Below are 25,654 nucleotides of genomic sequence, written 5' to 3' on the forward strand. Positions count from 1 at the left end.
GTCATCGGCTGGGCCGCGCGGGCTCACCAGCCCGTCATCGGCGGGGTCGTCGTGGACGGCGGCGGCGCCCACGGGCGGACCAGCACCGCCCACACGGTGAACGCCACGAGCGCGCACAGCAGCACGCACCAGGCGACGCGCCGCGCGATCCGGCGGCGGCGCAGCGCGCGTGAGCCCCTGCGCATCGCCTCGGCCGCGAACCCCGCCGGGACGGCCGGCGGTGCCATCGCGTCCAGAACGGCCCGCACAGCGGCCTCCTGGCGCTCCTGAAAACTCATCCGGCGGCCTCCCGAGGTCTCCTGCCGGCGGCGCGGCTCACGCGGAGGCCGCCGTCCCGCGTACGGGCGTCGCGGGCCCGGGGGCGCGCGGGGGGTGCAGCACCAGCGCGACAGCGCGCGCGTGCAACGCCCGCACCCGTTCGGCGGGCAGTCCGAGCAGCGCCGCGACCTGCTCCTCGCCGACGCCCTCGAACAGCCGCAGCACGAGGATCAGCCGCTCCTGCCGGGTCAGATGCCCGAGCGGCCCGCCCGCGCCCCGGTGCCGGGACCACGCCCCGCGCGCGTAGCGCAACGCAAGCTCGGTACGCGCCCTGTTGTACGGGTCCTCGCCGCGCAGCCGGTCCCAGCAGGCGTACGTCCGTGCCAGGGCGGCCGTCAGCAGCCCGCGGGCCCTCGGGTTGTCCGTCGCGGTCTCCGCCGTGAGCAGCGTCGCGGCATGCAGCAGCCGCCCTGCCGCGCCCGCGACGAACGCCTCGAACTCCCGGGCCCGGCGGGCATTCCTCGACGCCTGCCGTTCGCGCACGCTTCATATGAGGCCCGGCGCGGCCCCCCGGTCAAGAGGCGGGAGCGAGCCCGCTCACCGGGTCCGCCCACGCGCGTACGCGCACGCGTGGGCGTCCGTACGGGGATCAGGCGTCGGACGCGGGTGCCGCGTGGCCCGACTGACGTGCCGAGAGGGCGGAGTTGAAGCGGGTCAGGAGCGTGCAGAACTGCTCGCGCTCCTGCGGCTCCCAGTCCTGCGTGAGCTGCGCCATCAGCTCCCGGCGCGAGGAGCGCACCTCGTCCAGGCGGGTCAGGCCGCGCGGGGAGAGCTGGAGCACGACCGCGCGCCCGTCCTCGGGGTGCGAGGTCCGCTTCACCAGGCCGGTGTCGACCAGGGGAGCGACCTGGCGGGTGACGGTCGAGGAGTCGATCCCCATGCTGGACGCGAGCGCCTTGACGCCCATCGGGCCTTCCTTGTCCAGCCGGTTGAGCAGCAGATAGGCGGCGCGGTCCATCGAGTTGCGCACCTGCCCGACGCCGCCCAGCCGGGTCTGTTCGGCGCGACGGGCGAAGACCGCCACCTCGTGCTGGAGGGTTTCGAGGAGGCCGGGTTCGCCGGCGGTCGACATGTCCATCGCTTCTTGTGGTGTGGGCATGGCCGGGGGCTCACTTCATGCGTGGGGTGGGTGGAGGATTGCACTGAACTACCAGATTGGCCCACAGGGTACGCGGCGAACGCGCCGACCGTACCGACCGTGCGTAATCCCGTCCTGCACCGTGGACGTGGCGGGTCACGCACGCCGTGAGCTGCGAGACTTCAGTCATGAGCTACAGCGCGTCCGACTCTTTGCCGGCCGTCACCCTCGACGACGTGCGCGGCGCCCAGAAGATGCTGTCCGGGGTGTCGCGGGTGACGGCGATGGCGCACAGCCACCACCTCTCCCAGCTGCTCGGCACCCCCGTCCACCTCAAGTGCGAGAACCTCCAGCGGACCGGCTCGTTCAAGCTGCGCGGCGCGTACGTGCGCATCGCGGGCCTGCTGCCGGAGGAGCGGGCCGCCGGTGTCGTCGCGGCCAGTGCCGGCAACCACGCGCAGGGCGTCGCCCTCGCGTCCTCGCTGCTCGGCGTGCGCTCCACGGTGTTCATGCCGGTCGGCGCGCCGCTGCCGAAGGTCGCCGCGACCCGCGACTACGGCGCCGAGGTCCGCCTGCACGGCCAGGTCGTCGACGAGACGCTGGCCGCCGCGCAGGAGTACGCCGAGGAGACCGGCGCGGTGTTCATCCACCCGTTCGACCACCCCGACATCGTCGCCGGTCAGGGCACGCTCGGCCTGGAGATGCTGGAGCAGTGCCCCGAGGTGCGCACGATCGTCCTCGGCGTGGGCGGCGGCGGTCTCGCGGCCGGTATCGCGGTCGCCGTCAAGGCGCTGCGCCCCGACGTCAAGATCATCGGCGTGCAGGCGGAGGGCGCGGCGGCGTATCCGCCCTCGCTCGCGGCGGGCCGCCCGGTCTCCGTCGAGCGGCCCTCCACGATGGCCGACGGGATCAAGGTCGGGCGCCCGGGAGACGTGCCGTTCCGGCTGGTCGCGGACCTGGTCGACGAGGTCCGTACGGTGTCGGAGGCGGCCCTGTCCAGCGCCCTCCTGCTCTGCCTGGAGCGGGCCAAGCTGGTGGTCGAGCCGGCCGGGGCGAGCCCGGTGGCGGCGCTGCTGAGCGCGCCGGAGCAGTTCGAGGGGCCGGTCGTGGCGCTGCTGTCCGGCGGCAACGTCGATCCGCTCCTGATGCAGCGCGTCCTCACCCACGGCATGGCGTCGGCGGGCCGCTATCTGTCGCTGCGGCTGCGGCTGACGGACCGCCCGGGGGCGCTGGCGACGCTGCTCGGGGTGCTGTCGGTGGCCGACGCCAACGTCCTGGACGTCGGTCACGTACGCACCGACCCGCGGCTCGGGCTGACGGAGGCCGAGGTGGAGCTGCACCTGGAGACCAAGGGGCCGGTGCACTGCGACGAGGTCCGTGAGGCGCTGCGCGAGGCGGGCTACACGGTCATCGGCTGACGCCTGGCTCTTGGCCCCCTGGCTGCTGGCCGGCTGGCTGGCTGGCTGGCTGGCTGGCTGGCTGACCGGTTGTCCCGCTGACCGGCGGCGGGGCGCGGAGGTGCGGGCCGGGCGGCGGGGTGCGGGCCGCTCGGCGGGGCGTGGGGACACGGGCCGCTCGGCGGGGCGCGGGGAAAAGGCTGGCGGCGGGGCGTGGGGACACGGAAGAGTGGCATCTTCCGTAAATCCGTTGTGGAGACGCGATACATCGCGTTAGCGTGTGAGTCACGTCACGGGGGACGGGCGGCTCGGGGCTTCGATGGGCGCCTCAAACCCGGCATACCTACACTTTCTCCACGTGGGCCAACCAGGTCCGTGGCCACCCGCACCAGGGGGGATCGACATGCCAGGCGCCATCCACGCCGAAGGGCTCGTCAAGACATTCGGGGACGTCAGGGCGCTGGACGGCGTCGACCTCGACGTCCCGGAGGGCACCGTCCTCGGCCTGCTCGGGCCGAACGGGGCGGGCAAGACCACCGCCGTGCGCTGCCTCACGACGCTGCTCACACCCGACAGCGGCACCGCGACCGTCGCCGGCCTCGACGTGCTCAAACAGCCGAACGAGGTGCGCCGCTCCATCGGACTGTCCGGCCAGTTCGCCGCCGTCGACGAGTATCTGACCGGCCGCGAGAACCTCCAGATGGTCGGTCGGCTCTACCAGATGCGGGCCAAGGAGGCGAAGGCCCGCGCGAGCGAACTGCTGGAGCGGTTCAATCTCGCGGACGCCGCCGACCGCCCCTCCAAGACGTACTCCGGAGGCATGCGCCGCCGCCTCGACCTCGCCGCCGCGCTCGTCGTCTCCCCGCCCGTGATGTTCATGGACGAGCCGACGACCGGCCTCGACCCGCGCAACCGGCAACAGCTCTGGGAGGTCATCCAGGAACTGGTCGCGGGCGGTACGACCCTGCTGCTCACCACGCAGTACCTCGAAGAGGCCGACCACCTGGCACACGACATCTGCGTCGTCGACCACGGCCGCGTCATCGCCCGCGGCACCTCCGACCAGCTCAAGGCCCAGACCGGCGGCGAGCGCGTCGAACTCGTGGTGCACGAGCGCGAGCACATCGACGCCGCCCGCGCCGTCCTCGCCGCGTCCGGCAAGGGCGAGACCACCGTCGACCTGCACACCCGCCGGATGACCGTGCCGGTCACCGGCGGCGCCAAGCTGCTCGCCGAGATCATCAGAGAGCTGGACACCCGCGGCATCGAGATCGACGACATCGGGCTGCGCCGCCCGACCCTCGACGACGTGTTCATCTCGCTCACCGGCCACATCGCCGAGGAGAGCGACCAGGACGAGGAGGCCCGGGCATGAGCGCCGGCACCGACATCGCGCGCACCACCCTGGCCCCCCGCCCCGCCGGCGGCCTCGGCCAGTCCGTACGGGACTCGCTGGTCGTCGCCCAGCGCAACCTGATCCGCATGACCCGCATCCCCGAGATGGTCATCTTCGGGCTGATCCAGCCGATCATGTTCGTGGTGCTGTTCAGCTATGTGTTCGGCGGCTCCATGGTCGTCGGCAACTCCACGAGCCCCGTCGACTACCGCAACTTCCTGATGGCCGGCATCTTCGCCCAGACGGTGACCTTCGCCACCGCGGGCGCAGGCGCGGGCATCGCCGACGACATGCACAAGGGGCTCATCGACCGGTTCCGCTCGCTGCCCATGGCGCGCGGCGCGGTCCTGACCGGGCGCACCATCGCCGACCTCGTGCAGACCGCGCTGACCCTGCTCGTCCTCGCCATCGTCGCCGTCCTCGTCGGCTGGCGGATCAACGAGGGCTTCGCCAAGGCGCTCGGCGCGTTCGGCCTGCTCCTGCTGCTCGGGTACGCGTTCACCTGGGTCGGCGCGCTCATCGGCCTGTCCGTACGGACCCCGGAGGCGGCGACGTCCGGCGGCCTGATCTGGCTGTTCCCGGTGACCTTCGTGTCGAACGCGTTCGTGGACTCCAGCAAGATGACGCCCTGGCTGCGGCACGTCGCCGACTGGAACCCGTTCAGCGCGACCGTCCAGGCGTGCCGCGAGCTGTTCGGCAACCCCGGGGTGTCGCCGTCGCCGGCCTGGCCCATGCAGCACCCGGTGTGGGCGTCGCTGATCTGGTCCCTGCTCATCATCGTCGTCTTCCGCACGCTGGCGGTCCGCAAGTACCGCAGCGCGGCGGCCTGACGGAGCCAGGGCCCGGGGACGCGGGGGAGCGGGTGCTACGCGGAGGCGGCGGGACTCCCGTCCGGGGCCGGGTCCACCGTCAGCGCCCGCCGCACCGCCGCCTCCACCAGCCCGTGCACCTCGCCGGGGGTGAACAGGTCGGGCAGGGTCAGCCGCTCCAGGATCAGCCAGTTCAGCGCCAGATACAGCAGCCGTACGGAGGTCGGGTCGCCGGGCAGCCCGGAGGCGATGTGATGGGCGACGTTGGCGTCGATGTCCTCCCGGATGCGTTCCGTCAGGACGGTGCGCAGCGCGGGCCGGCGCGTCGACTCCAGGCGCAGTTCCAGCAGCGCCAGATGCCCCGAGGGAAAAGCGGCGACGCGTTCCACGAGGTCCCGCATGATCTCGGCGTACCGGGCGGCGGTGCGCGGTCCCGAGCGGGTGTCGGCGACGACGGACTCGTCGGGCAGCAGCCGCTCGTAGATCCGGCCGCCGATCTGGGTGAAGAGGTCGTCGCGGTTGCTGAAGTAGTTCGACGCGGTGCCCGCGGGCACACCCGCCTCCGTGTCCACCGCGCGGAACGTGAGCCCCCGGGCGCCCTCCCGGGCCAGCACCTCGACGGCCGCGTCGATCAGCGCCTGCCGGCGCTCGGGGTTGCGTCGCACCTGTTGCTCACTCCGGTCCTCGTGCGGGGGCGGGCGGCGGGCCCGTGCCGGGATCGTACGCGGCCCGGCGCCGGCGGCGGGCGGGACCGCCGAAGGCCCCCGGAGCGGGCTGCTCCAGGGGCCTTCGGACCACACCTGTGGCCGGCTGCCGGGCGGACCGGCGGCGGCCGGTCCGAGCGGGGGACCGGCCGTGCGGGCGGGTCAGCCGGTGTAGGGCTCGGCCTTGAGGATCTTCACCGAGGCCATCTTGCCGTTCGGCAGCTCGTACTCGGCCTCGTCACCGACCTTCTTGCCGTTGACACCCGTACCGAGCGGCGACTGCGGCGAGTACGTCTCGACATCCGCGCTGGCGTACTCGCGGGAGGCCAGCAGGAAGGTGACGGTGTCGTCCTCGTCGCCGTCGAAGGCGATGGTCACGACCATGCCGGGCTCGACCACGCCGTCGTCCGCCGGGGCCTCCCCGACCTTGGCCTTCTCCAGGAGCTGGGTGAGCTGGCGGATGCGGAGCTCCTGCTTGCCCTGCTCCTCCTTGGCCGCGTGGTACCCGCCGTTCTCGCGCAGGTCGCCCTCCTCGCGAGCGGCCGCGATCTTCGCGGTCACCTCCTCGCGCGCGGGACCAGACAGGTACGCCAGCTCTTCCTTGAGCTTGGTGTACGCCTCCTGCGTGAGCCAGGTGACGTCTTCGCTGGTCGTCTGGGTCACAGGGTGCTCCTCGTAGGTACTGGGAATACAAAGCATCGCCCTACCAGAAGAATGTTCCCTCACTGGTGGGCGAAACCACGAGCCTAACAATTCAGGCGGGAAAGGGGGAGGACATAAGGCATCAGTTTTCCGTCACCGCAGGTCAGCCAGCGGTTTCGGGGTCGGCGGCCCGGTGGCGCGATCGGCGGCGGGCCGGGTGGCCCGTGTGATCACTCCGCGTGGCAGCCGAGCAGCTCCGCCGATGTTCCGTGACCGGTGGTGCGCAGGGTGACCACCTTGTCGACGCGGTCCTTGTGTTCCGTGAAGCGGAAGTCCGCGCGGCCGACCTCGGTGCCGTCGGCGCTCTGCGAGCGGACCGTGCAGTAGCCGCTGGTGCCCGGGTCCTTGCGGACCTCCAGGTGGATGCTGACGCGGTCCTCGTACGTCTTGAAGGCGATGACCTCGCCGCTGAACTTGTTGCCGACGACGTAGTACCAGCCGAACCAGACCAGCAGCCCCGCGAAGAGGACGGCGAGGACGGAGCCCGCGATCTTCAGCTTGCGGTCGGCGCGGGCGTCGGCCGAACGAGACGAGCCGTACCGCCCCTCGGGCAGCTTCTGCACGGCGCTCATCGGCCAGTTCCTCTCGCGTCGCCCGCCACGTCACGGACACCGGAATTTTCTGTCCCCCGGTTCGGTCACTATAGAAGCCGTCCGACCGTCACCCGACCGCCGCCCCACCCCGACGCCCCCCTAGGGACGGCAGAATCGAACACGCGCCGAGTGAACTCAGGGCGCCATATCTTCAGAGGATCTTGTCTTGTCTGAGCAGTTGCGACTGATGGCCGTTCACGCCCACCCCGACGACGAGTCGTCGAAGGGCGCCGCGACCATGGCGAAGTACGTGTCCGAGGGGGTGGACGTGCTGGTCGTCACCTGCACGGGCGGAGAGCGCGGCTCCATCCTCAACCCCAAGCTCCAGGGCGACTCGTACATCGAGGAGCACATCCACGAGGTGCGCAAGAAGGAGATGGACGAGGCGCGCGAGATCCTCGGCGTCAAGCAGGAGTGGCTGGGCTTCGTCGACTCGGGGCTGCCCGAGGGCGACCCGCTGCCGCCGCTGCCCGAGGGCTGCTTCGCGCTGGAGGACGTCGATCACGCGGCCGGTGAGCTGGTCAAGCAGATCCGTTCGTTCCGTCCGCAGGTCATCACGACGTACGACGAGAACGGCGGCTACCCGCACCCCGACCACATCATGACCCACAAGATCACGATGGTGGCCTTCGACGGTGCGGCCGACGCGGAGAAGTACCCCGAGGCCGAGTACGGGCCGGTCTTCCAGCCCTCGAAGCTCTACTACAACCAGGGCTTCAACCGTCCCCGCACCGAGGCCCTGCACAACGCCATGATCGAGCGCGGCCTGGAGTCGCCGTACGGGGACTGGCTCAAGCGCTGGAGCGAGATCGAGCGGGTCGAGCGCACGCTGACCACGCATGTTCCGTGCGCGGAGTTCTTCGAGATCCGGGACAAGGCGCTGATCGCGCACGCCACGCAGATCGACCCCGACGGCGGCTGGTTCCGCGTGCCGATGGATCTCCAGAAGGAGGTCTGGCCGACGGAGGAGTACGAGCTGGCGAAGTCGCTCGTCGATACTTCGATCCCCGAGGACGACCTCTTCGCGGGCGTCCGTCACAATGCCTGATGTGAACGCGAATCTGGCAATGACCCATCTCGTCCCTCTTGCGGCCAAGGAGGTCGACGAGAACAAGGTGACTCCGGGTGTTCTCGGCTTCATCGTCTTCGCGGTGATGGCCCTGGCGGTCTGGGGCCTGATGAAGTCCATGAACCGGCACATGGGCAAGGTCGACTTCAAGGAGAAGTCCGGCGCGTCCGCCGAGAACGCCGACTCCGACACCCCGGTCGCCGCGGGCGCCGACCCCAAGAACTGACCCACGCCGCTCCGGGGCCCCGGTGACGTACGGCACTACCGTGCGGGCCGGTGCCCCTGGGGTGCGCCGGTGCGCTGCACGCGCGCCGGTGCTCTCCGCGCGGGGCGCCGGTGCCTTCTGGGCGCCGCCCGCCCCCGCCGCCTTGGGCAGTCTGCCGCCTGGGGCGGCACGGGTGGGCAAGGCGGCACCCCAGCGCCGGGTGCGTTGATGTTGTGCGTTCAGTGCAGCCCCGGTGGGGCTTCTCGCGCAGTTCCCCGCGCCCCTTACGGGGCTGGCCTCAGCGCCCCCCGTCCCCGGCGGTCCGGGGCCGGTGCCGGGACGCCCATTACGTCGCGGGCGTGGCGGTCGGGGACCATGCCGAGGCGCCATGCCTGCCAGCCCGCGTCCAGGTCCACGCCCCGCTCCAGCAGCAGCCCGTACGCCTCCACGTAGTCCTCCAGCTTGCCGTCGCGCGTCGGGTTCGTGGTGCGGGCGAGCCGCGCCAGTTCCTCCTGCGCCACCGCCGCCCCGACCTCGGACCCGCCCGGCGACGCGTACGGCAGCAGCGTGCAGCGCAGGAACGTCGCCCACTCCCCGCCGCGCACGTCCCCGTACGACGCGAACAGGGCGGCCGCCTCCTCGCACAGCGTCACCGCCTGCGCGGGGCGCGCGTTGCCCGCGTCGACGACCGCCAGCTCCAGGCACGTCCACGCCTCGCCGTGCGCGACGCCGATCCGCTGGAAGTCCGCGCGCGCGTCCACGAGGAGCTGCCGCGCGAACCCGGAGTTGCGCAACGACCCTGTCTGCGCGGCCCGTTGGTCGCGCGTGACCCGCGCCGAGTGGTGCCGGGCGCACGCGAGCCCGTACACGTCCCGCATCCGGGAGAACATCGTGCGGGAACGCTCAAGCTCCCGGACCGCCTGATCGAGATCGCCCGTCTCCTCCAGCGCCTGCCCGAGGTAGTAGTACGTCCACGCCTCGCCGCGCGCGTCCTCGTTGTCCCGGTGCCGGGCCGCCGCCTGACGCAGCCCGTCGGCCGCCGCCGACGCGTCCCCGCCCACCAGCCGCGCCCGGGCCATCTGGGTCAGCGCCCACGCCTCGCCACGCCCGTCACGGGTACGCCCGTACAGATCGAGCGCTGCCCCCAACTCGGCCTCCGCGCGCGGCACATCGCCCATCCGCAGGCGCAACTGGCCGAGCTGGAAGTGCGCCCACGCCTCCCCGTGCAGTGACTCGCTCTCCCGGTGCAGCGCCAGCGCGTCCGTCAACAGGTCGAGAGAGGTCCCCACTTGGGCGCGGTCCCGTTCGACGGCGGCCAGCGCGTGCAGCGTCCAGCCCCGGTCGCCGCGCGTCTCCGGCGTCGTCTGGAGTTCCAGCGCCTCCGTCAACTTCGCGCGGGCTTCCGTCAGTTGGCCCTGGTGGTGCAAGGTGATGCCGAGTGAGCACAGCGCCCGCGCCTCGCCCGCCTGATGATGGGCCTCGCGGTAGAGATCCACCACCGACGACAGCGTCGTACGCGCCTTGTCCAGCTCGCCGAGCTGCCGCGCCGCGATACCCGTACGCCACTGCACGGACCGCACGAGCAGCCCCTGGTCGATGGCCTGCGTCAACTCGCTGATCTCGCCGAGGCGGTAGAGGTCCCCGCGCAGCAGGCAGTAGTCGCACAGCGCGCCGAGCAGCCCTAGCACCGCGTCCTGGTTGACGCCCTCCGCGTGCCGCAGCGCCGCCGTGATGAAGCTCGACTCGTCGTCCAGCCAGCGCAGCGCCGCGTCCAGCGACGTGAAGCCGTGCGGGCCCATCTGCCCGGCCCGCGTCGACATGTTGCCGTCGACCAGTCGGATCACCGAGTCCGCGAGGTCCGCGTAGTTCTGGATCAGGCGCTCCTGCGCGGCCGTCCGCTCGGCGGGCTCCTCCTCGTCGGCGAGCCTGGCCTGCGCGAACGCCCGTACGAGATCGTGCAGCCGGTAGCGGCTGCCGCGCACCTGGTCGACCAGGCCCGCCCGGGACAGCGCCGCGAGATGTCGGCCCGCCTCCGGCTCGTCCGTGGCGAGCAGCGCCGCCGCCGCGGAGGCGCCGAGCGAGGCGCGCCCGGCGAGCGCGAGCCGGCGCAGCAGCCGGCGGCCCTGCTCGGACTGGTCGGTGTAGCGCAGCCACAGCGCCCGCTCCACCGGCTCCACGGGCCCGTACGCGGCCAGGTCCGTCGCCAGCCTGCGCGGGGTGCGCGGCCCGATCGCCGAGCCCGCGATGCGCAGCGCGAGCGGCAGCCCGCCGCACAACTCCCTTATCTCGTCGGACGCTTCGGCATCGTACGGGCCGCTCGTGTCCTGCGCGGTCTCGCGCAGCAGCTCCTCCGCGCCCGCCGCGTCCAGCGCCTCGACCGGTAGATGGTGCACCCACGCCGGAGTGTCGTCCGGCAGCTCAAGCGGCGAGCGCGACGTGACGACGACGAGGCTGTCGGAGCGCTCCGGGATCAGCGTGCGCACCTGGAGCGCGTCCTCCGCGTCGTCCAGGACGATGGTCACCGGCAGGCCCGTCAGATGCTGGTGGTACAGCTCGCTCAACCGCTTGACCTGCTGATCCTGCGAGGCCCGCTCCCGGAACAGCAGTTGCTCGCGCGGGGCGCCGAGCCGGTTCAGCAGATGCAGCAGCGCGTCCCGCGTGGACAGCGCGGGCGCGTCACCACGGTCGCCGCGCAGATCCACCACACAGGCCCCGCGGAACTGGTCGCGGACCTCGTGCGCCGCCCGCACCGCCAGCGTCGTACGCCCCGAGCCCGGCTCGCCGTGCAGCACGACCACCGTGGGACGGGTCTCGGTGCTGGCCCGCGCCGCGTGCACCCACTGCGCGATCCGGGAGAGCGCCGCCCGCCGCCCCGCGAACGGGCCCTGCGGCACGGGGAGTTGACCGAACGACTGCTCAAGGACGCTGCGCCTGCGTGCCGCCGCGCTCTTGTCCGTACGCCGAAGCTGCGGCGCCGTGCTCTTCTTCACCGGCCCGGTGCTGGCCGCGAGGACCCGCTGCTGATCGAGGAACGGCCGGATGCCCCGCACCTCCAGGGCCGTCAGCCACTGGAGCCGCAACTGCTCGGGCCCGCCCGGCTGGTTGCGGGCGCCCGCGCTGCGGCTCGCCGCCGGCAGATGCGCGGCCGTCACCTTCGCCACCGTCGCGGCGGCGCCGAGCACGGCGACGGCGGCGCCCGCGCCCACCGCGACCCCCGTCCCCGCGCCCAGCGCCAGGTCCGCGACGGCGGCGGTGACAGCACCGACTCCGGCCACCATCAGGGGAGTTGAGCCGCGTTCCTCGGCGAAGCGCTCCCCGAACGACATCTGGCCGGCCGCCGCCTCGTCCAGCGCCCGGGTGTACGCCGCGTACTCCTCGGCGGCCGTGCGCTCCATGGAGTCGAGCGCGGCGCGCGCCCGCGTCAGCAGCACCCCGCCGTCGGTACGGCCGCCGGAACGCCGCACCTCCTCCTCCACGGCCCGGGCCAACAGCCGCTCGGCCTCCGCCCGATGGCTGTCTCGCATCTTCGGTCCCCCTCCGGTGGCGACAGTGAAGGGTCAAGTGTCCTGCGTACGGGGTGCGGACGCGAGGGGGCCGACGATCAGAGCGCCGCCGGTGACCGTGATGCGTGCGGAAGGGGGGGTGCCTGCGGGGGATTGCCGGTGCCCCGCGCGTGCCGGACGCCGGGGGCCCGCTATGGCTGGCGGGCGGCGCCGAGCAGCCGGCGTACCCACGCCTCGCGCGCCTCGCGGGCCGCCCGGGAGATCGCCGCGTCCGGCGCGAGCATGTCGAACCCGTGGAACCCGCCCGGCCACACATGCAGTTCGGTCTGCACGCCCGCCGCCCACAGCGCGGTGGCGTACGCGACGTCCTCGTCCCGGAACACCTCGGCCGACCCGCAGTCGATGAACGCCGGTGGCAGGCCCGCGAGTTCGGTGGCGCGGGCGGGAGCGGCGTACGGGGACACGTCGTCGGTGCCGCGCCGTTCGCCGAGCAGCGCGCTCCAGCCCACGCGGTTGCTCGCCCGCACCCAGGTCCCGGCGTCCTCGTACTGGGCGCTGGACGGTGTCGCGTCGCGGTCGTCGAGCATCGGGCAGATCAGCATCTGGCCGAGCAGCGGGGGGCCGCCGCGGTCCCGGGCCAGCAGGGCGGTGCCCGCCGCGAGGCCGCCGCCCGCGCTGGCGCCCGCGATGAGCAGCCGGGCCGGGTCGAAGCCCAACTCCTCGGCGTGCGCGGCCATCCACACGAGCCCCGCGTAGCAGTCCTCGACGGGGTACGGGTCGGGGAACTCGGGGGCGAGCCGGTACTCCACGCTCACCGCGACGGCGTCGTGCTCCACGATCCACGGCACGAACTGCGCGGCGCCGACCATGCGTTGACCGGCGACCATCCCGCCGCCGTGCACGTGGTAGATCCCGGGGCGGGTCCCGGTGCCCGCGCCGGGGCGGCCGCCGGATTCCGCGCCGGGGCGGTCCGTACGGGTGAGCACGGTGGCGGTCAGCGCGGCGCCCTCATGGCCGGGGACGGTGACCTCGCGGACGCTCACCCCGGCCTCCTTCACCTGCGCCTCCGCGAGCGTCGGCAGCGCCGCCGCGCGCAGGTCCCGCACACCGTCCAGCGAGGTCAGGGCCGGTGCCCCGGCATCGGCGGCGGCCAGGACGGGCTCGACCTCCGGGTCGAACGGCGGACGTACGACACGGCTCTGCCGCATGCTGACTCCCTCTTCTGGGCGCCGGGACAGGCGCGGAACGGCTGGGACGGCCCCCTGCTCCGGTGCGGGGCAGGCGGCGCGGGCCCCATGCTCCGGCGCGGACCGCCCCGGCGGTACCCGCCAGGAAGGGCACGCCCACCCCACGTGCCCCGCCGATCGCGCGGCACGCCCGGGACGCGGCGGCGCGGGGCGCGTGAACGGCGGGGCAGGGGCCCGTTTTCCGCCACGCGCGGCGGTTCTGCGGCGCGTGGCGCGGGCGCACGGTGGGGGCAGCGCGCCGCGACGGTGCGGCGCCGACGCGGAAGGAAACGGCTATGAACTGGCCAGCAGGGCAAGCGGCGTTCGTCACCGGAGCGGCCTCCGGCATCGGCCTCGGCGTCAGCCGGGCCCTCGTCGCCGCCGGCGCGAAGGTGGCCCTCGCCGACATCGACGAGCAGCGCCTCGCGGCCGTCGCCGCCGAACTCACCGCTGCGGGCGGCACGGTGATCCCCGTACGCCTCGACGTGAGCGACGCCGCGAGCTGGGAGGCCGCCGCCGACCGCGCCGAAGCGGCCCTCGGCCCGATCTCCGTCCTGTGCAACAACGCCGGGGTCAACGGCGGCGGCACCGTCGAGCAGACGCCCGTCGAGGTCTGGCGCTGGGTGCAGTCGATCAACACGGACGGCCCCTACCTCGGCACGGCGGCCTTCCTGCCCCGCTTCACGGCGCGCGGCGGCCGGGCGCACATCGTGAACACGGCGTCCATGGCGGGCCTCCTCCCCATGGCGAACGTCGCCGCGTACGTCACGTCGAAGTTCGCCTGCGTCGGCTTCTCCCTGGCGCTGCGCGAGGACCTCAAGGGCACGGACGTCTCCGTCTCCCTCCTCACCCCGGGCACGGTCGCCACCCGCATCACGACCACCGCCGCCGAGGGCGAGGCGAAGCTCCTGGGGCGCCCGGTACGCGCCGACCTCGTCGCCGCCAACGACGCGATGCTCTCCCAGGGCGCCGACCCCGACCGCGTCGGCGAACAGGTCGTCGAGGCGATGCGCGACCGCCAGTTCCTCATCGTCACCCACCGCGACTTCGAGCCACTGGTCACACGCCTGCACGACGAGATCCGCCACACCTTCGAGAACTTCGACGACCGCCACGGCCCGGACCAGGCGGCCCGCGTCCTCGCGGCAGGCGGCGACCCGGTCAACGCGTGACGCGTCCCCGTATGCCCTGGAGGCAGGTCGCCTTCCAGGACGCTGGAGCCCTGCTGGCCGCGCGAGTTCACCGGCAGGAGCCGCAGGCCGACGACCCGACGCGACGCGAGGTCACGCCGGCTGGGGACGGAGTTCACACGTCCCTGATGGCCACGCGCTTCCCGCAGAGCTTCGACCAGTCGTCACGGTCGGACGTCAGAACGATCACGGGGGCCGGGACCCGGAGAGCGAGCGCGGCGACCAGGGCGTCGATGGCGTACTTGTGTCCGTGCAGCCCGCCCGCGTCCTGAAGCAGCGCTACCGCGGTGAGGGAATCCTCCTGACTGACGGGTTCCACCCGCAGCCGGGAGAGCACCCACTTCAAGCGCGCCAGATCGGTCTTCCCGTGTACGGCTTCCACGATGGTCAGCGCGGACACGAGGACGAGTACGCCGGCCTGCCGGGATGCCTCGATACGCGCCGCCATACCGCGGTCGTTGCGCAGGAGCAGGGAGAGCGCCTCGGAATCGAGCACCAGCGAGCCGGCCGGTTGCTCCTTCACGCGGCGCCCCGCTCGCCGTCCCCTGCGTTCGCTTCCCCGAACAGTTCTCGGCGTGCGGCTTCGATCTCCTGCTCGGTGAGCGCGCCGTGCTCTTCCTCGTGGGACGCCACGATCTCGGCGAGTCCGTCCATGGCGAGCTGATGCCTGACGGCTTCGGTGATGTAGCCGGACAGCCCGCGACGCCCGGTCCGGGAGCGCAGCTCGCTGACCAGCTCCGCGGGCATGGAGACGGAGATGTTCTCGGTGGTCCCGGCTCGGTTCGGCTTCATGCCCCAAAGTGTAGGACAACATTTATTACAGCGAGAAGGTCTGAGGCATCGGATCCGAGGGGTGGGCGGGGGGCTGTGAGAGGCTGGGGTGTATGAACCGGCTGGCTGGTGTGACCTCGCCTTATCTGCTTCAGCACGCGGACAACCCCGTCGACTGGTGGCCCTGGGGGGATGAGGCCTTCGCGGAGGCGCGGCGGCGGGATGTGCCGGTGCTGCTCTCCGTGGGGTACTCGGCCTGCCACTGGTGCCATGTGATGGCGCACGAGTCGTTCGAGGACGAGGCGACCGCCGCCCTCATGAACGAGCACTTCGTGAACATCAAGGTGGACCGCGAGGAGCGGCCCGATGTGGACGCCGTCTATATGGAGGCCGTGCAGGCGGCGACCGGGCACGGCGGGTGGCCGATGACGGTGTTCCTGACGCCGGACGCCGAGCCGTTCTACTTCGGTACGTACTTCCCGCCCGAGCCGCGCCACGGCATGCCGTCGTTCACGCAGGTGCTCGGCGGGGTGCGGGACGCGTGGAGCGGGCGGCGCGGCGAGGTCGCCGAGGTCGCCGGGAAGATCACCGCCGATCTCGCGGCGCGCGAACTCCCGTACGGGGACACGCGGGTGCCCGGGGAGCAGGAGCTGGCGCAGGCGCTGCTCGGGCTGACGCGGGAGTACGACGCGACGTACGGCGGGTTCGGCGGGGCGCCCAAGTTCCCGCCGTCCATGGTCATCGAGTTCCTGCTGCGCCACCATGCCCGTACGGGGGCCGAGGGCGCGCTCCAGATGGCCGTCGACACGTGTGAGCGGATGGCGCGCGGCGGGATCTACGACCAGCTCGGCGGCGGGTTCGCCCGGTACTCCGTGGACCGCGAGTTCACCGTCCCGCACTTCGAGCGGATGCTCTACGACAACGCCCTGCTGTGCCGCGTCTACGCGCACCTGTGGCGCTCCACCGGCAGTGAACTGGCCAAGCGGGTCGCCCTGGAGACCGCCGACTTCATGGTCCGTGAACTGCGCACGAACGAGGGCGGGTTCGCGTCCGCGCTCGACGCCGACAGCGCGGACCCGGTGACCGGGAAGCAGGTCGAGGGCGCCTACTACGTATGGACGCCCGCGCAGTTGACCGAGGTGCTTGGGGAGCGGGATGCGGAGGTCGCCGCGCGGTACTTCCAGGTCACCGAGGAAGGCACCTTCGAGGAGGGCGCCTCCGTCCTCCAACTCTCCGACGGGGAAGGCGTCTTCGACGCCGAGCAGATCGCCTCCGTACGGGAGCGGCTGCGCGCGGCACGGGACGCGCGGCCCGCGCCCGGGCGGGACGACAAGGTCGTCGCCGCGTGGAACGGGCTGGCCATCGCCGCGCTCGCCGAGACCGGCGCGTTCTTCGGCCGGCAGGACCTCGTGGACGCGGCCGTCGCCGCCGGTGACCTCCTCGTACGGCTGCACATGGATCCGCACGCGCGGCTCACCCGTACGAGCAAGGACGGGCAGGCCGGCGAGAACGACGGGGTCCTTGAGGACTACGCGGATGTCGCCGAGGGGTTCCTCACGCTGGCGTCCGTGACGGGGGAGGGGGTCTGGCTGGAGTTCGCCGGGTTCCTTCTCGACCATGTGCTCGACCGGTTCGTCGACGGGGAGTCCGGGGCGATGTACGACACCGCCGTCGACGCGGAGCGGCTGATCCGGCGGCCCCAGGACCCCACGGACAACGCGGTGCCCTCCGGGTGGACGGCCGCGGCGGGGGCGTTGCTCTCGTACGCCGCGCACACCGGGTCCGAGGCGCATCGGTACGCGGCCGAGCGGGGGCTCGGGGTGGTGCGGGCGCTGGGGCCGCGGGCGCCGCGGTTCATCGGTAACGGGCTCGCTGTCGCCGAGGCGCTGCTCGACGGGCCCCGGGAGATCGCCGTCGCCGGGGAGGTCGGGGGGCGGTTGCATCATGCGGCGTTGTGCGGGGCGCTGGTGGGGGCGGTTGTCGCGGCCGGGGATGAGCTTCCGTTGCTTGAGGGGCGGGGGCGGGTTCAGGGGGCCGAGGCGGCGTATGTGTGTCGGCAGTTTGTTTGTGAAGCGCCGGTTGTGGGGGCGGAGCGGTTGCGCAAGGTTTTGCGGGGCGGGGGTTGAAAGTGACGGTCCCTTTCGCCGGGCGGCGGCAGTCCTCCGGCTCAGGCCCCTTGAGGTGACCGTCCTGCGCAGTTCCCCGCGCCCCTGAGGAGTTCTCCGGCGGAGGCCGCTTGCGGTGACCGTTCGCGCAGTTCCCCGCGCCCCTATCGGGGCACTACCGTGTGTGGTTGTCTGCGGGCCGGTGGGGCTTCTCGCGCAGTTCCCCGCGCCCCTGAAGCATGCACTTCGTGCAGCTTCCCCTTGGGGAAGCGGGGCTCCGCCCCAGCTCCCCAGGGGGGAGGGTGCGACGCAGTCGCCCCTCCAGGGGCGCGGGGAACTGCGCGAGCAACCACGACGAGAGTCGAGGGACCCACCGGCAGAGCCACCCACCTGCCTAGGGGCGCGGGGAACTGCGCGCTCAGCCACGACGAGAGTCGAGGGAACCCACCGGCAGAGCCACCCACCTGTCTAGGGGCGCGGGGAACTGCGCGATCAGCCACGACGAGAGTCGAGGGACCCACCGGCAGAGCCACCCACCTGTCTAGGGGCGCGGGGAACTGCGCGATCAGCCACGACGAAAGTCGAGGATCTCCACCGGCCGGAGCCACCCACTCACCCAGGGGCGCGGGGAACTGCGCGAGTGGCTACAGCTTGCCGTCAGATGAAGAAACCGCAGCCCAGATCACCGCACCCGGGGCCCGAGGCCTAGCCGTGTTGGTAGGCGACCAGCGAGATCCCCACGTAGTGGACGACGAACGCCGCCAGCGTCAGGGAGTGGAACACCTCGTGGAAGCCGAACCACCGCGGGGACGGATTGGGCCGCTTGATGCCGTAGATGATCCCGCCCGCGCTGTAGAGCAGGCCGCCCACGACGACGAGGACGAGCACCGCGACCCCGCCCCGGTGCATGAAGTCCGGCAGGAAGAAGACCGCGGCCCAGCCCATGGCGATGTAGCAGGGCGTGTAGAGCCAGCGCGGGGCGCCGACCCAGAAGACGCGGAAGATGATGCCGGCCGCGGCGGCGGCCCAGATGCCCCACAGGAGCCACTGCCCCTTCGCCCCGGGCAGCAACAGCATCGTCAGCGGCGTGTACGTACCGGCGATGATCAGGAAGATGTTCGCGTGGTCGAGGCGGCGCAGGACGCCTCCGGCGCGCGGCCCCCAGTTCCCCCGGTGGTACAGGGCGCTCACGCCGAACAGGAGGCAGGCGGTCAGGACGTAGATGCCGCACGCGACACGCCCGCGCGTGGAGTCCGCGAGGGCCGTCAGGAAGAGGCCCGAGACGAGGACCGCGGGGAACATGCCGGCGTGCAGCCAGCCGCGCAGGCGTGGCTTCAGCAAGGACGGTTCGGCGACGGGGACTTCGGGCTGCTTCGCGGACACGCTCATGCCTTGCATCGTATCTACGGAACCGTAGGTAACGGATATGGCCGAGTGGTGATGCTCACGTCGCTCAAGTGTGAGGCCCCCTGGACATATGGGCGAAACGGTCGGATGATCAAATGAGTGCGGTCGGCACCGGATGAGCGCCCACTGAGTCTCAGTGGAACGGGAGGCGCAGCGTCCGGGTCGCAGCCCCCACGGGGCACCCAACTCGACATCACTATTAGGAGCGATCGTGGCGCGCGACATCGCGGCTCCCGTTTCCCGGAACACCACCCTCCCGACCGACCACCAGGGCCTGATCTCGTGGGTCGACGAGATCGCCGGGCTGACCCAGCCGGACCGCGTGGTCTGGTGCGACGGCTCGGAGGCCGAGTACGAGCGTCTGGCCGAGGAACTGGTGGCCAAGGGGACGTTCAAGAAGCTCGACCCGGTCAAGCGCCCGAACTCCTACTACGCCGCCTCCGACCCCACGGATGTCGCCCGGGTCGAGGACCGCACGTTCATCTGCTCCGAGAAGGAGGAGGACGCCGGCCCGACGAACCACTGGAAGGACCCCGCCGAGATGCGGGAGATCTTCGCCGGTGAGCAGGGCGTCTTCCGCGGCTCGATGAAGGGCCGGACGATGTACGTCGTCCCGTTCTGCATGGGCCCCCTCGGCTCGCCGCTGTCCGCGATCGGCGTCGAGATCACCGACTCGGCGTACGTCGCCGTGTCCATGCGCACGATGACCCGGATGGGGCAGCCCGTCCTGGACGAGCTGGGCTCCGACGGCTTCTTCGTGAAGGCCGTGCACACGCTGGGCGCGCCGCTGGCCGAGGGCGAGCAGGACGTGCCGTGGCCGTGCAACAGCACGAAGTACATCTCGCACTTCCCCGAGTCCCGCGAGATCTGGTCCTACGGGTCGGGCTACGGGGGCAACGCGCTGCTGGGCAAGAAGTGCTACGCCCTGCGCATCGCCTCCGTCATGGCCCGCGACGAGGGCTGGCTCGCCGAGCACATGCTGATCCTCAAGCTGACCCCGCCGCAGGGCGAGTCGAAGTACGTCGCCGCCGCGTTCCCGTCGGCGTGCGGCAAGACGAACCTGGCGATGCTGGAGCCCACGATCTCCGGCTGGACCGTCGAGACGATCGGTGACGACATCGCGTGGATGCGGTTCGGCGAGGACGGCCGGCTGTACGCGATCAACCCCGAGGCCGGCTTCTTCGGCGTGGCCCCCGGCACCGGCGAGCACACCAACGCCAACGCGATGAAGACCCTGTGGGGCAACTCCGTCTTCACCAACGTCGCGCTCACCGACGACGGCGACGTGTGGTGGGAGGGCATGACGGAGGAGACCCCGGCCCACCTGACCGACTGGAAGGGCAACGACTGGACGCCCGCGTCGGACACCCCGGCCGCGCACCCCAACGCCCGCTTCACGGTCCCCGCGTCGCAGTGCCCGATCATCGCGCCCGAGTGGGAGGACCCCAAGGGCGTGCCGATCTCGGCGATCCTGTTCGGCGGGCGCCGCGCCTCGGCCGTGCCGCTGGTCACGGAGTCCTTCGACTGGAACCACGGCGTCTTCCTCGGCGCCAACGTGGCCTCCGAGAAGACCGCCGCCGCCGAGGGCAAGGTCGGTGAGCTGCGCCGCGACCCGTTCGCCATGCTGCCCTTCTGCGGCTACAACATGGGCGACTACATGGCCCACTGGGTGAAGGTCGCCGAGGACAAGGACCCGGCGAAGCTCCCCAAGATCTACTACGTCAACTGGTTCCGCAAGGACGCCGAGGGCCGCTTCGTGTGGCCCGGGTTCGGGGAGAACTCGCGCGTCCTGAAGTGGATCGTGGACCGCCTCGACGGCAAGGCGGAGGGTGTCGAGACCCCGATCGGCATCCTTCCGGCCAAGGACTCCCTGGACACCGACGGCCTGGATCTGGCCGACAAGGACCTGGAGTTCCTGCTGACCGTCGACAAGGAGGTCTGGCGCGAAGAGGCCGCGCTCGTACCGGCCCACCTGAACACGTTCGGCGATCACACGCCGGCCGCGTTGTGGGACGAGTACCGCAAGCTGGTCGACCGTCTCGGCTGACCCCGCCCGACCTGAGAAGGCCCCCCGCACAACGGCGTGCGGGGGGCCTTCTCGCGTCTCGTGCCCGGTGTACGGGGGTGGGGGCGCCGGTGCGGGGCGGCGGTCAGGCCGCCACCAGGCGTCCGGCGTCCGCGTGGTACTCCATGCGCGTCGCGGCCAGGATCGCGGCCGCCGTGTCCGCGCGGGACGCGGCGACGACCAGGGCCCGCCCGGCCAGCGCGTGCGCCCGCTGGTGCAGCGCCGCGAGATGCGGCTCGTGGATGGCGGCGGCCACCGCGGAACGCACCGGTGCGTGACCGCCCCGCAACCGCGCGACCTGCGCCGACAGCGCCTCGGCCGCCTCGTCCAGATCCGCGCCGGGGGCGAGGGCGCGCAGCTCGTCGGTGACGGCGAGCAGTGCGCCGAGGTGCCCCGCGAGCTGGATGTCCAGCTCCTCCTCGCGCGAGCGGTGCGGGAAGTCGCCGCTGCTGTCGGCCGCCACGGAGTGGACCGACTTGGAGCGGATCGGCTCGTACATGGGGGCCTCCAGGAACGGGGTAGCTTGGCCTCCATCGTACCTTAGAACGAGTCTAAGTTAGAACTTGTCCAAAGTAGCCGCGCCGGCCCTTCCGCCCCGGGTCAGACCTGGGAGTAGCCGTCCAGGAACGTGCCGATCCGGGTCACGGCCTCGCGGAGCTGCTCCGCCGTGGGCAGGGTGACCACGCGGAAGTGGTCGGGGTCCGGCCAGTTGAAGCCGGTGCCCTGGACGACCATGATCTTCTCCGCGCGCAGCAGGTCGAGCACCATCTGCCGGTCGTCCTTGATCTTGAAGACCTTCGGGTCGAGGCGCGGGAAGAGATACAGCGCGCCCTTCGGCTTGACGCAGGTGACGCCCGGGATCTGGGTGAGCAGGTCGTACGCCGTGTCGCGCTGCTCCTTCAGCCGGCCGCCCGGCAGGACGAGGTCGCCGATGGTCTGGCGCCCGGTGAGCGCGGCGACCACCCCGTGCTGGCCCGGCATGTTCGCGCACAGGCGCATGTTGGCGAGGATCGTCAGGCCCTCGATATAGGACTCGGCGTGGGCGCGCGGGCCGGAGATCGCCATCCAGCCGACGCGGAACCCGGCGACCCGGTACGCCTTCGACATGCCGTTGAACGTCAGCGTCATCAGGTCAGGGGCGATCGCGGCCGTCGGGGTGTGCGTGGCACCGTCGTAGAGGATCTTGTCGTAGATCTCGTCGGAGCAGACCAGCAGGCCGTGGCGGCGGGCGATGTCGGTCAGGCCGCGCAGCATCTCGTCGCTGTAGACCGCGCCCGTCGGGTTGTTCGGGTTGATGATGACGAGCGCCTTGGTGCGGTCGGTGACCTTGCGCTCGATGTCGGCGAGGTCGGGCATCCAGTCGGACTGCTCGTCGCAGCGGTAGTGCACCGCCGTACCGCCCGACAGGGACACGGCCGCCGTCCACAGCGGGTAGTCGGGGGCCGGGACCAGTACCTCGTCGCCGTCGTCGAGCAGGCCCTGCATGGCCATGACGATCAGCTCGGAGACGCCGTTGCCGATGAACACGTGCTCGACGTCGGTCTCCACGCCGAGCGTCTGATAGTGCATCATCACCGCGCGCCGCGCCGCGAGCAGGCCCTTGGCGTCGCCGTAGCCGTGCGCGCCGCCGAGGTTGCGGAGCATGTCCTCCAGGATCTCCGGCGGGCACTCGAAGCCGAACGCCGCCGGGTTGCCCGTGTTCAGCTTCAGGATGCGGTGCCCTGCCGCCTCCAGGCGCGTCGCCTCCTCCAGCACGGGTCCGCGGATCTCGTAGCAGACGTTGGCGAGCTTGGTCGACTGGATGAGCTGCATGGTCCGACCTTACGGGGGTGCCGCGCGCCGCCGCCCGCCTTTCCGGGCCACCGGGAGGCGCCCCGAAAGGCCCGGTCTGGGATGCGACGGCACGCGGCGCCCGGCGCCTCCCAAATGCCGGGTCGCCGGGCGGGCGGGGCTTGGATGGCGGGGCTCGCCGGGGCGGGTGAGATCCGCCACGCCCCACCCTGTCGGGCGACGGCGCCTCGGGCGCGCGGGGGTCAGTTCGCCGCCGCGCGCAGGTCCACGGCGTGCTTGTCCGCCGCGACGACCTTCGGCAGCGGCAGCCCGCTGCTCGCGTCCAGGCGCAGCAGCGTCGCCTCGATCTCGGTCCTGCCGGGCTTGACGGGCGCGCGGCCGTTGCCCGGGTTCTCGCTGTTGGACCAGGTGTGCTCGGCGCCGTCGCACAGTGCGGTCGTGCCGCCGATGCCCCGGCGCACGTCACCCTGACGGACCGTCGACGCGATGAACACCGGGCCCTTGGTCAGCCCGGGCGCGCAGCGGTAGGTGCCGGTGAGGGTGACCGTGCCGTCGGCGGCGATGGTGCCGGTGGCGTCGGCGGTGACCGCGTCCTTCACCGCCGCGTCCTGCGCCGCGGTGCCCTGCGCCGCGGTGCCCTGCGCCGCCGTGTTCTGCGCCGCCGTGTCCTGCGCCGACGCGCCCGTGCCGGTGCCGGGGGTGGGGCCCGGCTCGCCCTGGTCCGCGCCGGCCGGGGCGGCGCCGCCCGCCAGCAGCGCCGCCGCCGCCATCACCCCGGCGGCGGCCAGCACCGACCCCGCCCGTACGGAACTCTTTCGCGCCACGTCCAACTCCTCGTCTCGGAGATCCACAGGTCCCGCGCCCGGCGCGGACCGCCGGACGCATGCCTGGTCAACGCCCTGATCGCCCGCTACGACACGACCGCGCGCCGCGAGCCGCCCGGAAGCGGCGCGTTAATCGAGCGCATGTTCGAACAGGCGGGTAGGCTGGAGGCATGCTTCAGGGATCGCTGTTCGACCAGGCCGAGGAGACGGCACCCGGCCCCCTCGCGCCCGTGCGCCGCACCGTGCTCGGCGCCGGCGCCTGGATCGACGTACTGCCGGGCTGGCTGAGCGGCGCCGACGCCCTCTTCGCGCACCTCGCCGAGCACGTCCCGTGGAAGGCGGAGCGCCGCCAGATGTACGAGCGGGTCGTCGACGTGCCCCGGCTGCTCAAGTTCTACGGGGCGGGCGAGCCGCTGCCGCACCCGGTGCTCGCCACCGCCCGCGACGCGCTGTCCGCGCACTACGCGCGCGAGCTGGGCGAGCCGTTCACCACGGCCGGGCTCTGCTTCTACCGCGACGGGCGGGACAGCGTCGCCTGGCACGGCGACCGCATCGGGCGCGGTGCCCGCCAGGACACCATGGTCGCCATCGTCTCCGTCGGCGCCCCGCGTGATCTGCTGCTGCGCCCGCTCGGCGGCGGGAGCGCGACCGTGCGCCGCTCCCTCGGCCACGGCGACCTCATCGTGATGGGCGGCTCCTGCCAGCGGACCTGGGAGCACGCGATCCCCAAGTCGGCCCGTGCGACCGGACCCCGGATCAGCATCCAGTTCCGGCCGCACGGGGTGCGCTGAGCGGCCCCCGGGTCAGCGCCCGGGGGTGCGGCGCACGGAGCGGCCCGCGAGCACGTCGGTGCGGCGGCCGTCCTCGATGACGAAGCGGCCGTCGATCAGGACGTGCGGGATGCCGACCGGCAGCGTGCGCGGCGCCTCGAACGTGGAGCCCGCCGCGACCGTCTCCGGGTCGAACAGGACGAGGTCGGCGCGGTACCCCTCGCGGACCAGACCCCGGTCGGGCAGCCGCAGCCGGGCCGCCGGGCGCGAGGTGAGGTGCGCGACCATCTCCTCAAGGGAGAGGACGCCCAGGTCACGTGCGTAGCGCCCGAGGTACTGCGGGAACGTGCCGTACGCGCGCGGATGCGGCTTGAAGCCCTGGAGGATGCCGTCGCTGCCGCCCGTGTGCACCGGGTGCTTCATGATCGTACGGACGTTCTCCTCGTGGCCGACGTGCTGGAGGATCGTCGTGCCGAGGTTGTCCGCGAGCAGCAGCCGCCGGGCCGTGACCCAGGGCGCCTCGCCGCGCTCGCGGGCTGCCTGCGCGATGGTCTTGCCGACGCAGGACGCGAGCCCCGGGTCGCTCACCCCGGAGACCTCGATCGTGTCCCACTCCATGGGCACGCCGTGGCAGCCGTCGGAGCCGATCTCCTCGACGTGCCGCCGGATGCGCTCGGCCTCCGCGTCGTCGCGCAGCCGGTCCAGGGTCGCGTCGGGCCCGCCCTCGTTGGCCCAGCTCGGCAGCATCGCCACGAGCGTCGTCGCGCCCGGCGTGTACGGGTAGGTGTCCAGGGAGATGTCGGCGCCGTCCGCGATGGCCTCGTCGAGCAGGGTGAGCAGGGCGGTGCCCTTGCCCTTGTTCACGCCGAAGTTCATGGTGGCGTGCGCCAGGTGCAGGGCGCAGTCGGCGGACCGGGTCAGCTCGACCATCTCGCGGTACGCGTCGAGCGCGCCGGCGCCGTAACTGCGGTGGTGGGGGCAGTAGTAGCCGTCGTACGCGGCCACCGTGCGGCACAGTTCGGTCAGTTCGGCGTCCTTGGCGTACATGCCGGGCGTGTAGGTCAGGCCCGAGGACATGCCGACCGCGCCCTCCTCCATGCCCTGCGCGACGAGCTGCTTCATGCGCTCCAGCTCGGCCGGGGTCGCCTCGCGGTCCTCCCAGCCGACCGCGTACATCCGGACCGTGCCCTGCGGGATCAGATAGGCGGCGTTGACCGCGACGCCCCGGTCGAGGCGGTCCAGGTACTCGCCGACCGTGCGCCAGTCGAAGTCGACGGACGTGTCGCCCTCGCCGCCGCCGTTCCAGCCGGTGATGACCTGGCGGACCTGGGCCAGCGTGCGGTCGTCGACCGGCGCGTACGACAGGCCGTCCTGGCCCAGCACCTCCAGCGTGACGCCCTGCGCGGCCTTCGCGCTGTGGTCGGGGTCGCGCAGCAGCGCCAGATCCGAGTGCGCGTGCATGTCGATGAACCCGGGCGCGAGCGCGAGCCCCGAGGCGTCGAGGACGCGCGGGGCGCTCGGGCGCGGGCCGGGGGAGTCCGCGCGGTGGATCTCCGCGATCCGGCCGTCGCTGACGAGGACGTCGGCCCGGTAGGAGGCGCCACCGCCGCCGTCGATCACTCGGGTGTCCTTGATGACGAGGTTCACTGCTGGCTGCCTCTTTCTCGTGCCGCGCCCCGGCCCGCGCCGAAGCGGTGGGTGCCCCCTTGATCCCCCCGCGTGCCGGGGGCG

24 protein-coding genes are annotated in these 25,654 nt (G+C 72.4%); 9 read left to right on the forward strand and 15 right to left on the reverse strand.

Annotation, left to right across the window (positions count from 1 at the left end):
• Positions 1–23: 23 nt before the first annotated feature.
• The 3 genes from ACZ7LY_RS05195 to ACZ7LY_RS05205 all read right to left on the reverse strand — a co-directional run bounded on the left by ACZ7LY_RS05195 (position 24) and on the right by ACZ7LY_RS05205 (position 1,396).
• Positions 24–278: a hypothetical protein gene (locus ACZ7LY_RS05195; RefSeq protein WP_471623152.1), complete on the reverse strand. Its 255-nt coding sequence runs from the start codon at positions 276–278 to the stop codon at positions 24–26.
• Between the two features lie 37 nt (positions 279–315).
• A complete protein-coding gene (locus tag ACZ7LY_RS05200; RefSeq protein ID WP_471623153.1) occupies positions 316–801 on the reverse strand; it encodes a sigma factor-like helix-turn-helix DNA-binding protein in 486 nt (161 codons plus the stop codon).
• A gap of 106 nt (positions 802–907) precedes the next feature.
• Entirely contained in the window at positions 908–1,396 is a 489-nt protein-coding gene (locus tag ACZ7LY_RS05205) for a MarR family winged helix-turn-helix transcriptional regulator (RefSeq protein WP_471623494.1), read from the reverse strand.
• A 188-nt stretch (positions 1,397–1,584) separates the two neighbouring features.
• On the opposite strand from ACZ7LY_RS05205, the gene ilvA reads away from it, so the two are divergent.
• From ilvA to ACZ7LY_RS05220, 3 genes are all read left to right on the forward strand, one after another.
• Positions 1,585–2,814: a threonine ammonia-lyase gene (gene ilvA, locus ACZ7LY_RS05210; protein ID WP_471623154.1), complete on the forward strand. Its 1,230-nt coding sequence runs from the start codon at positions 1,585–1,587 to the stop codon at positions 2,812–2,814.
• A gap of 382 nt (positions 2,815–3,196) precedes the next feature.
• Positions 3,197–4,168 (forward strand): ATP-binding cassette domain-containing protein, encoded by a 972-nt coding sequence (locus ACZ7LY_RS05215; RefSeq protein WP_471623155.1) that lies wholly within the window; start codon positions 3,197–3,199, stop codon positions 4,166–4,168.
• Positions 4,165–5,019 carry an ABC transporter permease gene (locus tag ACZ7LY_RS05220; RefSeq protein WP_471623156.1) on the forward strand — a complete coding sequence of 285 codons (855 nt, stop codon included), beginning with the start codon at positions 4,165–4,167 and terminating at the stop codon, positions 5,017–5,019. The genes ACZ7LY_RS05215 and ACZ7LY_RS05220 overlap by 4 nt, the downstream gene beginning before the upstream one ends.
• Before the next feature lie 35 nt (positions 5,020–5,054).
• Here the strand turns inward: ACZ7LY_RS05220 and ACZ7LY_RS05225 are convergent, their stop codons facing one another.
• The 3 genes from ACZ7LY_RS05225 to ACZ7LY_RS05235 form a co-directional block, all read right to left on the reverse strand.
• Positions 5,055–5,663, reverse strand: coding sequence for a TetR/AcrR family transcriptional regulator (locus ACZ7LY_RS05225; RefSeq protein ID WP_471623157.1), 609 nt, complete (start codon positions 5,661–5,663; stop codon positions 5,055–5,057).
• Positions 5,664–5,864: 201 nt separating this feature from the next.
• Positions 5,865–6,365 carry a transcription elongation factor GreA gene (gene greA, locus ACZ7LY_RS05230; RefSeq protein ID WP_471623158.1) on the reverse strand — a complete coding sequence of 167 codons (501 nt, stop codon included), beginning with the start codon at positions 6,363–6,365 and terminating at the stop codon, positions 5,865–5,867.
• Between the two features lie 209 nt (positions 6,366–6,574).
• Positions 6,575–6,976: a DUF4307 domain-containing protein gene (locus tag ACZ7LY_RS05235; RefSeq protein WP_471623159.1), complete on the reverse strand. Its 402-nt coding sequence runs from the start codon at positions 6,974–6,976 to the stop codon at positions 6,575–6,577.
• Positions 6,977–7,163: 187 nt separating this feature from the next.
• Between ACZ7LY_RS05235 and mca the strand changes: the two genes are divergently transcribed.
• Both mca and ACZ7LY_RS05245 read left to right on the forward strand, forming a co-directional pair.
• Complete coding sequence (mca, locus tag ACZ7LY_RS05240) at positions 7,164–8,045, forward strand: mycothiol conjugate amidase Mca (RefSeq protein ID WP_471623160.1); 882 nt, start codon at positions 7,164–7,166, stop codon at positions 8,043–8,045.
• A complete protein-coding gene (locus tag ACZ7LY_RS05245; RefSeq protein ID WP_471623161.1) occupies positions 8,038–8,292 on the forward strand; it encodes a hypothetical protein in 255 nt (84 codons plus the stop codon). Before mca ends, ACZ7LY_RS05245 begins: the two co-directional genes overlap by 8 nt.
• Positions 8,293–8,555: 263 nt before the next feature.
• Here the strand turns inward: ACZ7LY_RS05245 and ACZ7LY_RS05250 are convergent, their stop codons facing one another.
• A complete protein-coding gene (locus ACZ7LY_RS05250) occupies positions 8,556–11,795 on the reverse strand; it encodes a tetratricopeptide repeat protein (protein WP_471623162.1) in 3,240 nt (1,079 codons plus the stop codon).
• Positions 11,796–11,965: 170 nt separating this feature from the next.
• Entirely contained in the window at positions 11,966–12,982 is a 1,017-nt protein-coding gene (locus ACZ7LY_RS05255; protein ID WP_471623163.1) for an alpha/beta hydrolase, read from the reverse strand.
• Positions 12,983–13,296: 314 nt separating this feature from the next.
• Here ACZ7LY_RS05255 and ACZ7LY_RS05260 point away from each other — a divergent pair, with 314 nt between their 5' ends.
• The gene (locus tag ACZ7LY_RS05260; RefSeq protein ID WP_471623164.1) at positions 13,297–14,172 is read left to right on the forward strand and encodes an SDR family oxidoreductase; all 876 of its coding nucleotides are present in this window, start codon (positions 13,297–13,299) and stop codon (positions 14,170–14,172) included.
• 133 nt (positions 14,173–14,305) lie between these two features.
• On the opposite strand, the gene ACZ7LY_RS05265 is transcribed toward ACZ7LY_RS05260, so the two are convergent.
• Entirely contained in the window at positions 14,306–14,713 is a 408-nt protein-coding gene (locus tag ACZ7LY_RS05265; RefSeq protein WP_471623165.1) for a type II toxin-antitoxin system VapC family toxin, read from the reverse strand.
• Positions 14,710–14,982, reverse strand: coding sequence for a hypothetical protein (locus tag ACZ7LY_RS05270; RefSeq protein ID WP_471623166.1), 273 nt, complete (start codon positions 14,980–14,982; stop codon positions 14,710–14,712). The genes ACZ7LY_RS05265 and ACZ7LY_RS05270 overlap by 4 nt, the downstream gene beginning before the upstream one ends.
• A gap of 92 nt (positions 14,983–15,074) precedes the next feature.
• On the opposite strand from ACZ7LY_RS05270, the gene ACZ7LY_RS05275 reads away from it, so the two are divergent.
• Complete coding sequence (locus ACZ7LY_RS05275; protein WP_471623167.1) at positions 15,075–17,087, forward strand: thioredoxin domain-containing protein; 2,013 nt, start codon at positions 15,075–15,077, stop codon at positions 17,085–17,087.
• Between the two features lie 684 nt (positions 17,088–17,771).
• On the opposite strand, the gene trhA is transcribed toward ACZ7LY_RS05275, so the two are convergent.
• Positions 17,772–18,455, reverse strand: a complete 684-nt coding sequence (gene trhA, locus ACZ7LY_RS05280; protein ID WP_471623168.1) for a PAQR family membrane homeostasis protein TrhA — start codon at positions 18,453–18,455, stop codon at positions 17,772–17,774.
• A gap of 229 nt (positions 18,456–18,684) precedes the next feature.
• Between trhA and ACZ7LY_RS05285 the strand changes: the two genes are divergently transcribed.
• On the forward strand, positions 18,685–20,520 hold the full coding sequence (locus ACZ7LY_RS05285; protein WP_471623169.1) for a phosphoenolpyruvate carboxykinase (GTP): 1,836 nt from the start codon (positions 18,685–18,687) through the stop codon (positions 20,518–20,520).
• Between the two features lie 103 nt (positions 20,521–20,623).
• On the opposite strand, the gene ACZ7LY_RS05290 is transcribed toward ACZ7LY_RS05285, so the two are convergent.
• The 3 genes from ACZ7LY_RS05290 to ACZ7LY_RS05300 all read right to left on the reverse strand — a co-directional run bounded on the left by ACZ7LY_RS05290 (position 20,624) and on the right by ACZ7LY_RS05300 (position 23,153).
• Complete coding sequence (locus ACZ7LY_RS05290) at positions 20,624–21,037, reverse strand: SCO4983 family protein (RefSeq protein ID WP_471623170.1); 414 nt, start codon at positions 21,035–21,037, stop codon at positions 20,624–20,626.
• A 101-nt stretch (positions 21,038–21,138) separates the two neighbouring features.
• Entirely contained in the window at positions 21,139–22,350 is a 1,212-nt protein-coding gene (locus ACZ7LY_RS05295; RefSeq protein WP_471623171.1) for a pyridoxal phosphate-dependent aminotransferase, read from the reverse strand.
• A 221-nt stretch (positions 22,351–22,571) separates the two neighbouring features.
• Entirely contained in the window at positions 22,572–23,153 is a 582-nt protein-coding gene (locus ACZ7LY_RS05300; RefSeq protein WP_471623172.1) for a DUF6299 family protein, read from the reverse strand.
• A gap of 170 nt (positions 23,154–23,323) precedes the next feature.
• Here ACZ7LY_RS05300 and ACZ7LY_RS05305 point away from each other — a divergent pair, with 170 nt between their 5' ends.
• Positions 23,324–23,944: an alpha-ketoglutarate-dependent dioxygenase AlkB gene (locus tag ACZ7LY_RS05305; RefSeq protein WP_471623173.1), complete on the forward strand. Its 621-nt coding sequence runs from the start codon at positions 23,324–23,326 to the stop codon at positions 23,942–23,944.
• A 12-nt stretch (positions 23,945–23,956) separates the two neighbouring features.
• On the opposite strand, the gene ACZ7LY_RS05310 is transcribed toward ACZ7LY_RS05305, so the two are convergent.
• A complete protein-coding gene (locus ACZ7LY_RS05310; RefSeq protein WP_471623174.1) occupies positions 23,957–25,570 on the reverse strand; it encodes an N-acyl-D-amino-acid deacylase family protein in 1,614 nt (537 codons plus the stop codon).
• Positions 25,571–25,654: the final 84 nt, after the last annotated feature.

The organism is Streptomyces sp. NPDC107550, from assembly GCF_055639095.1.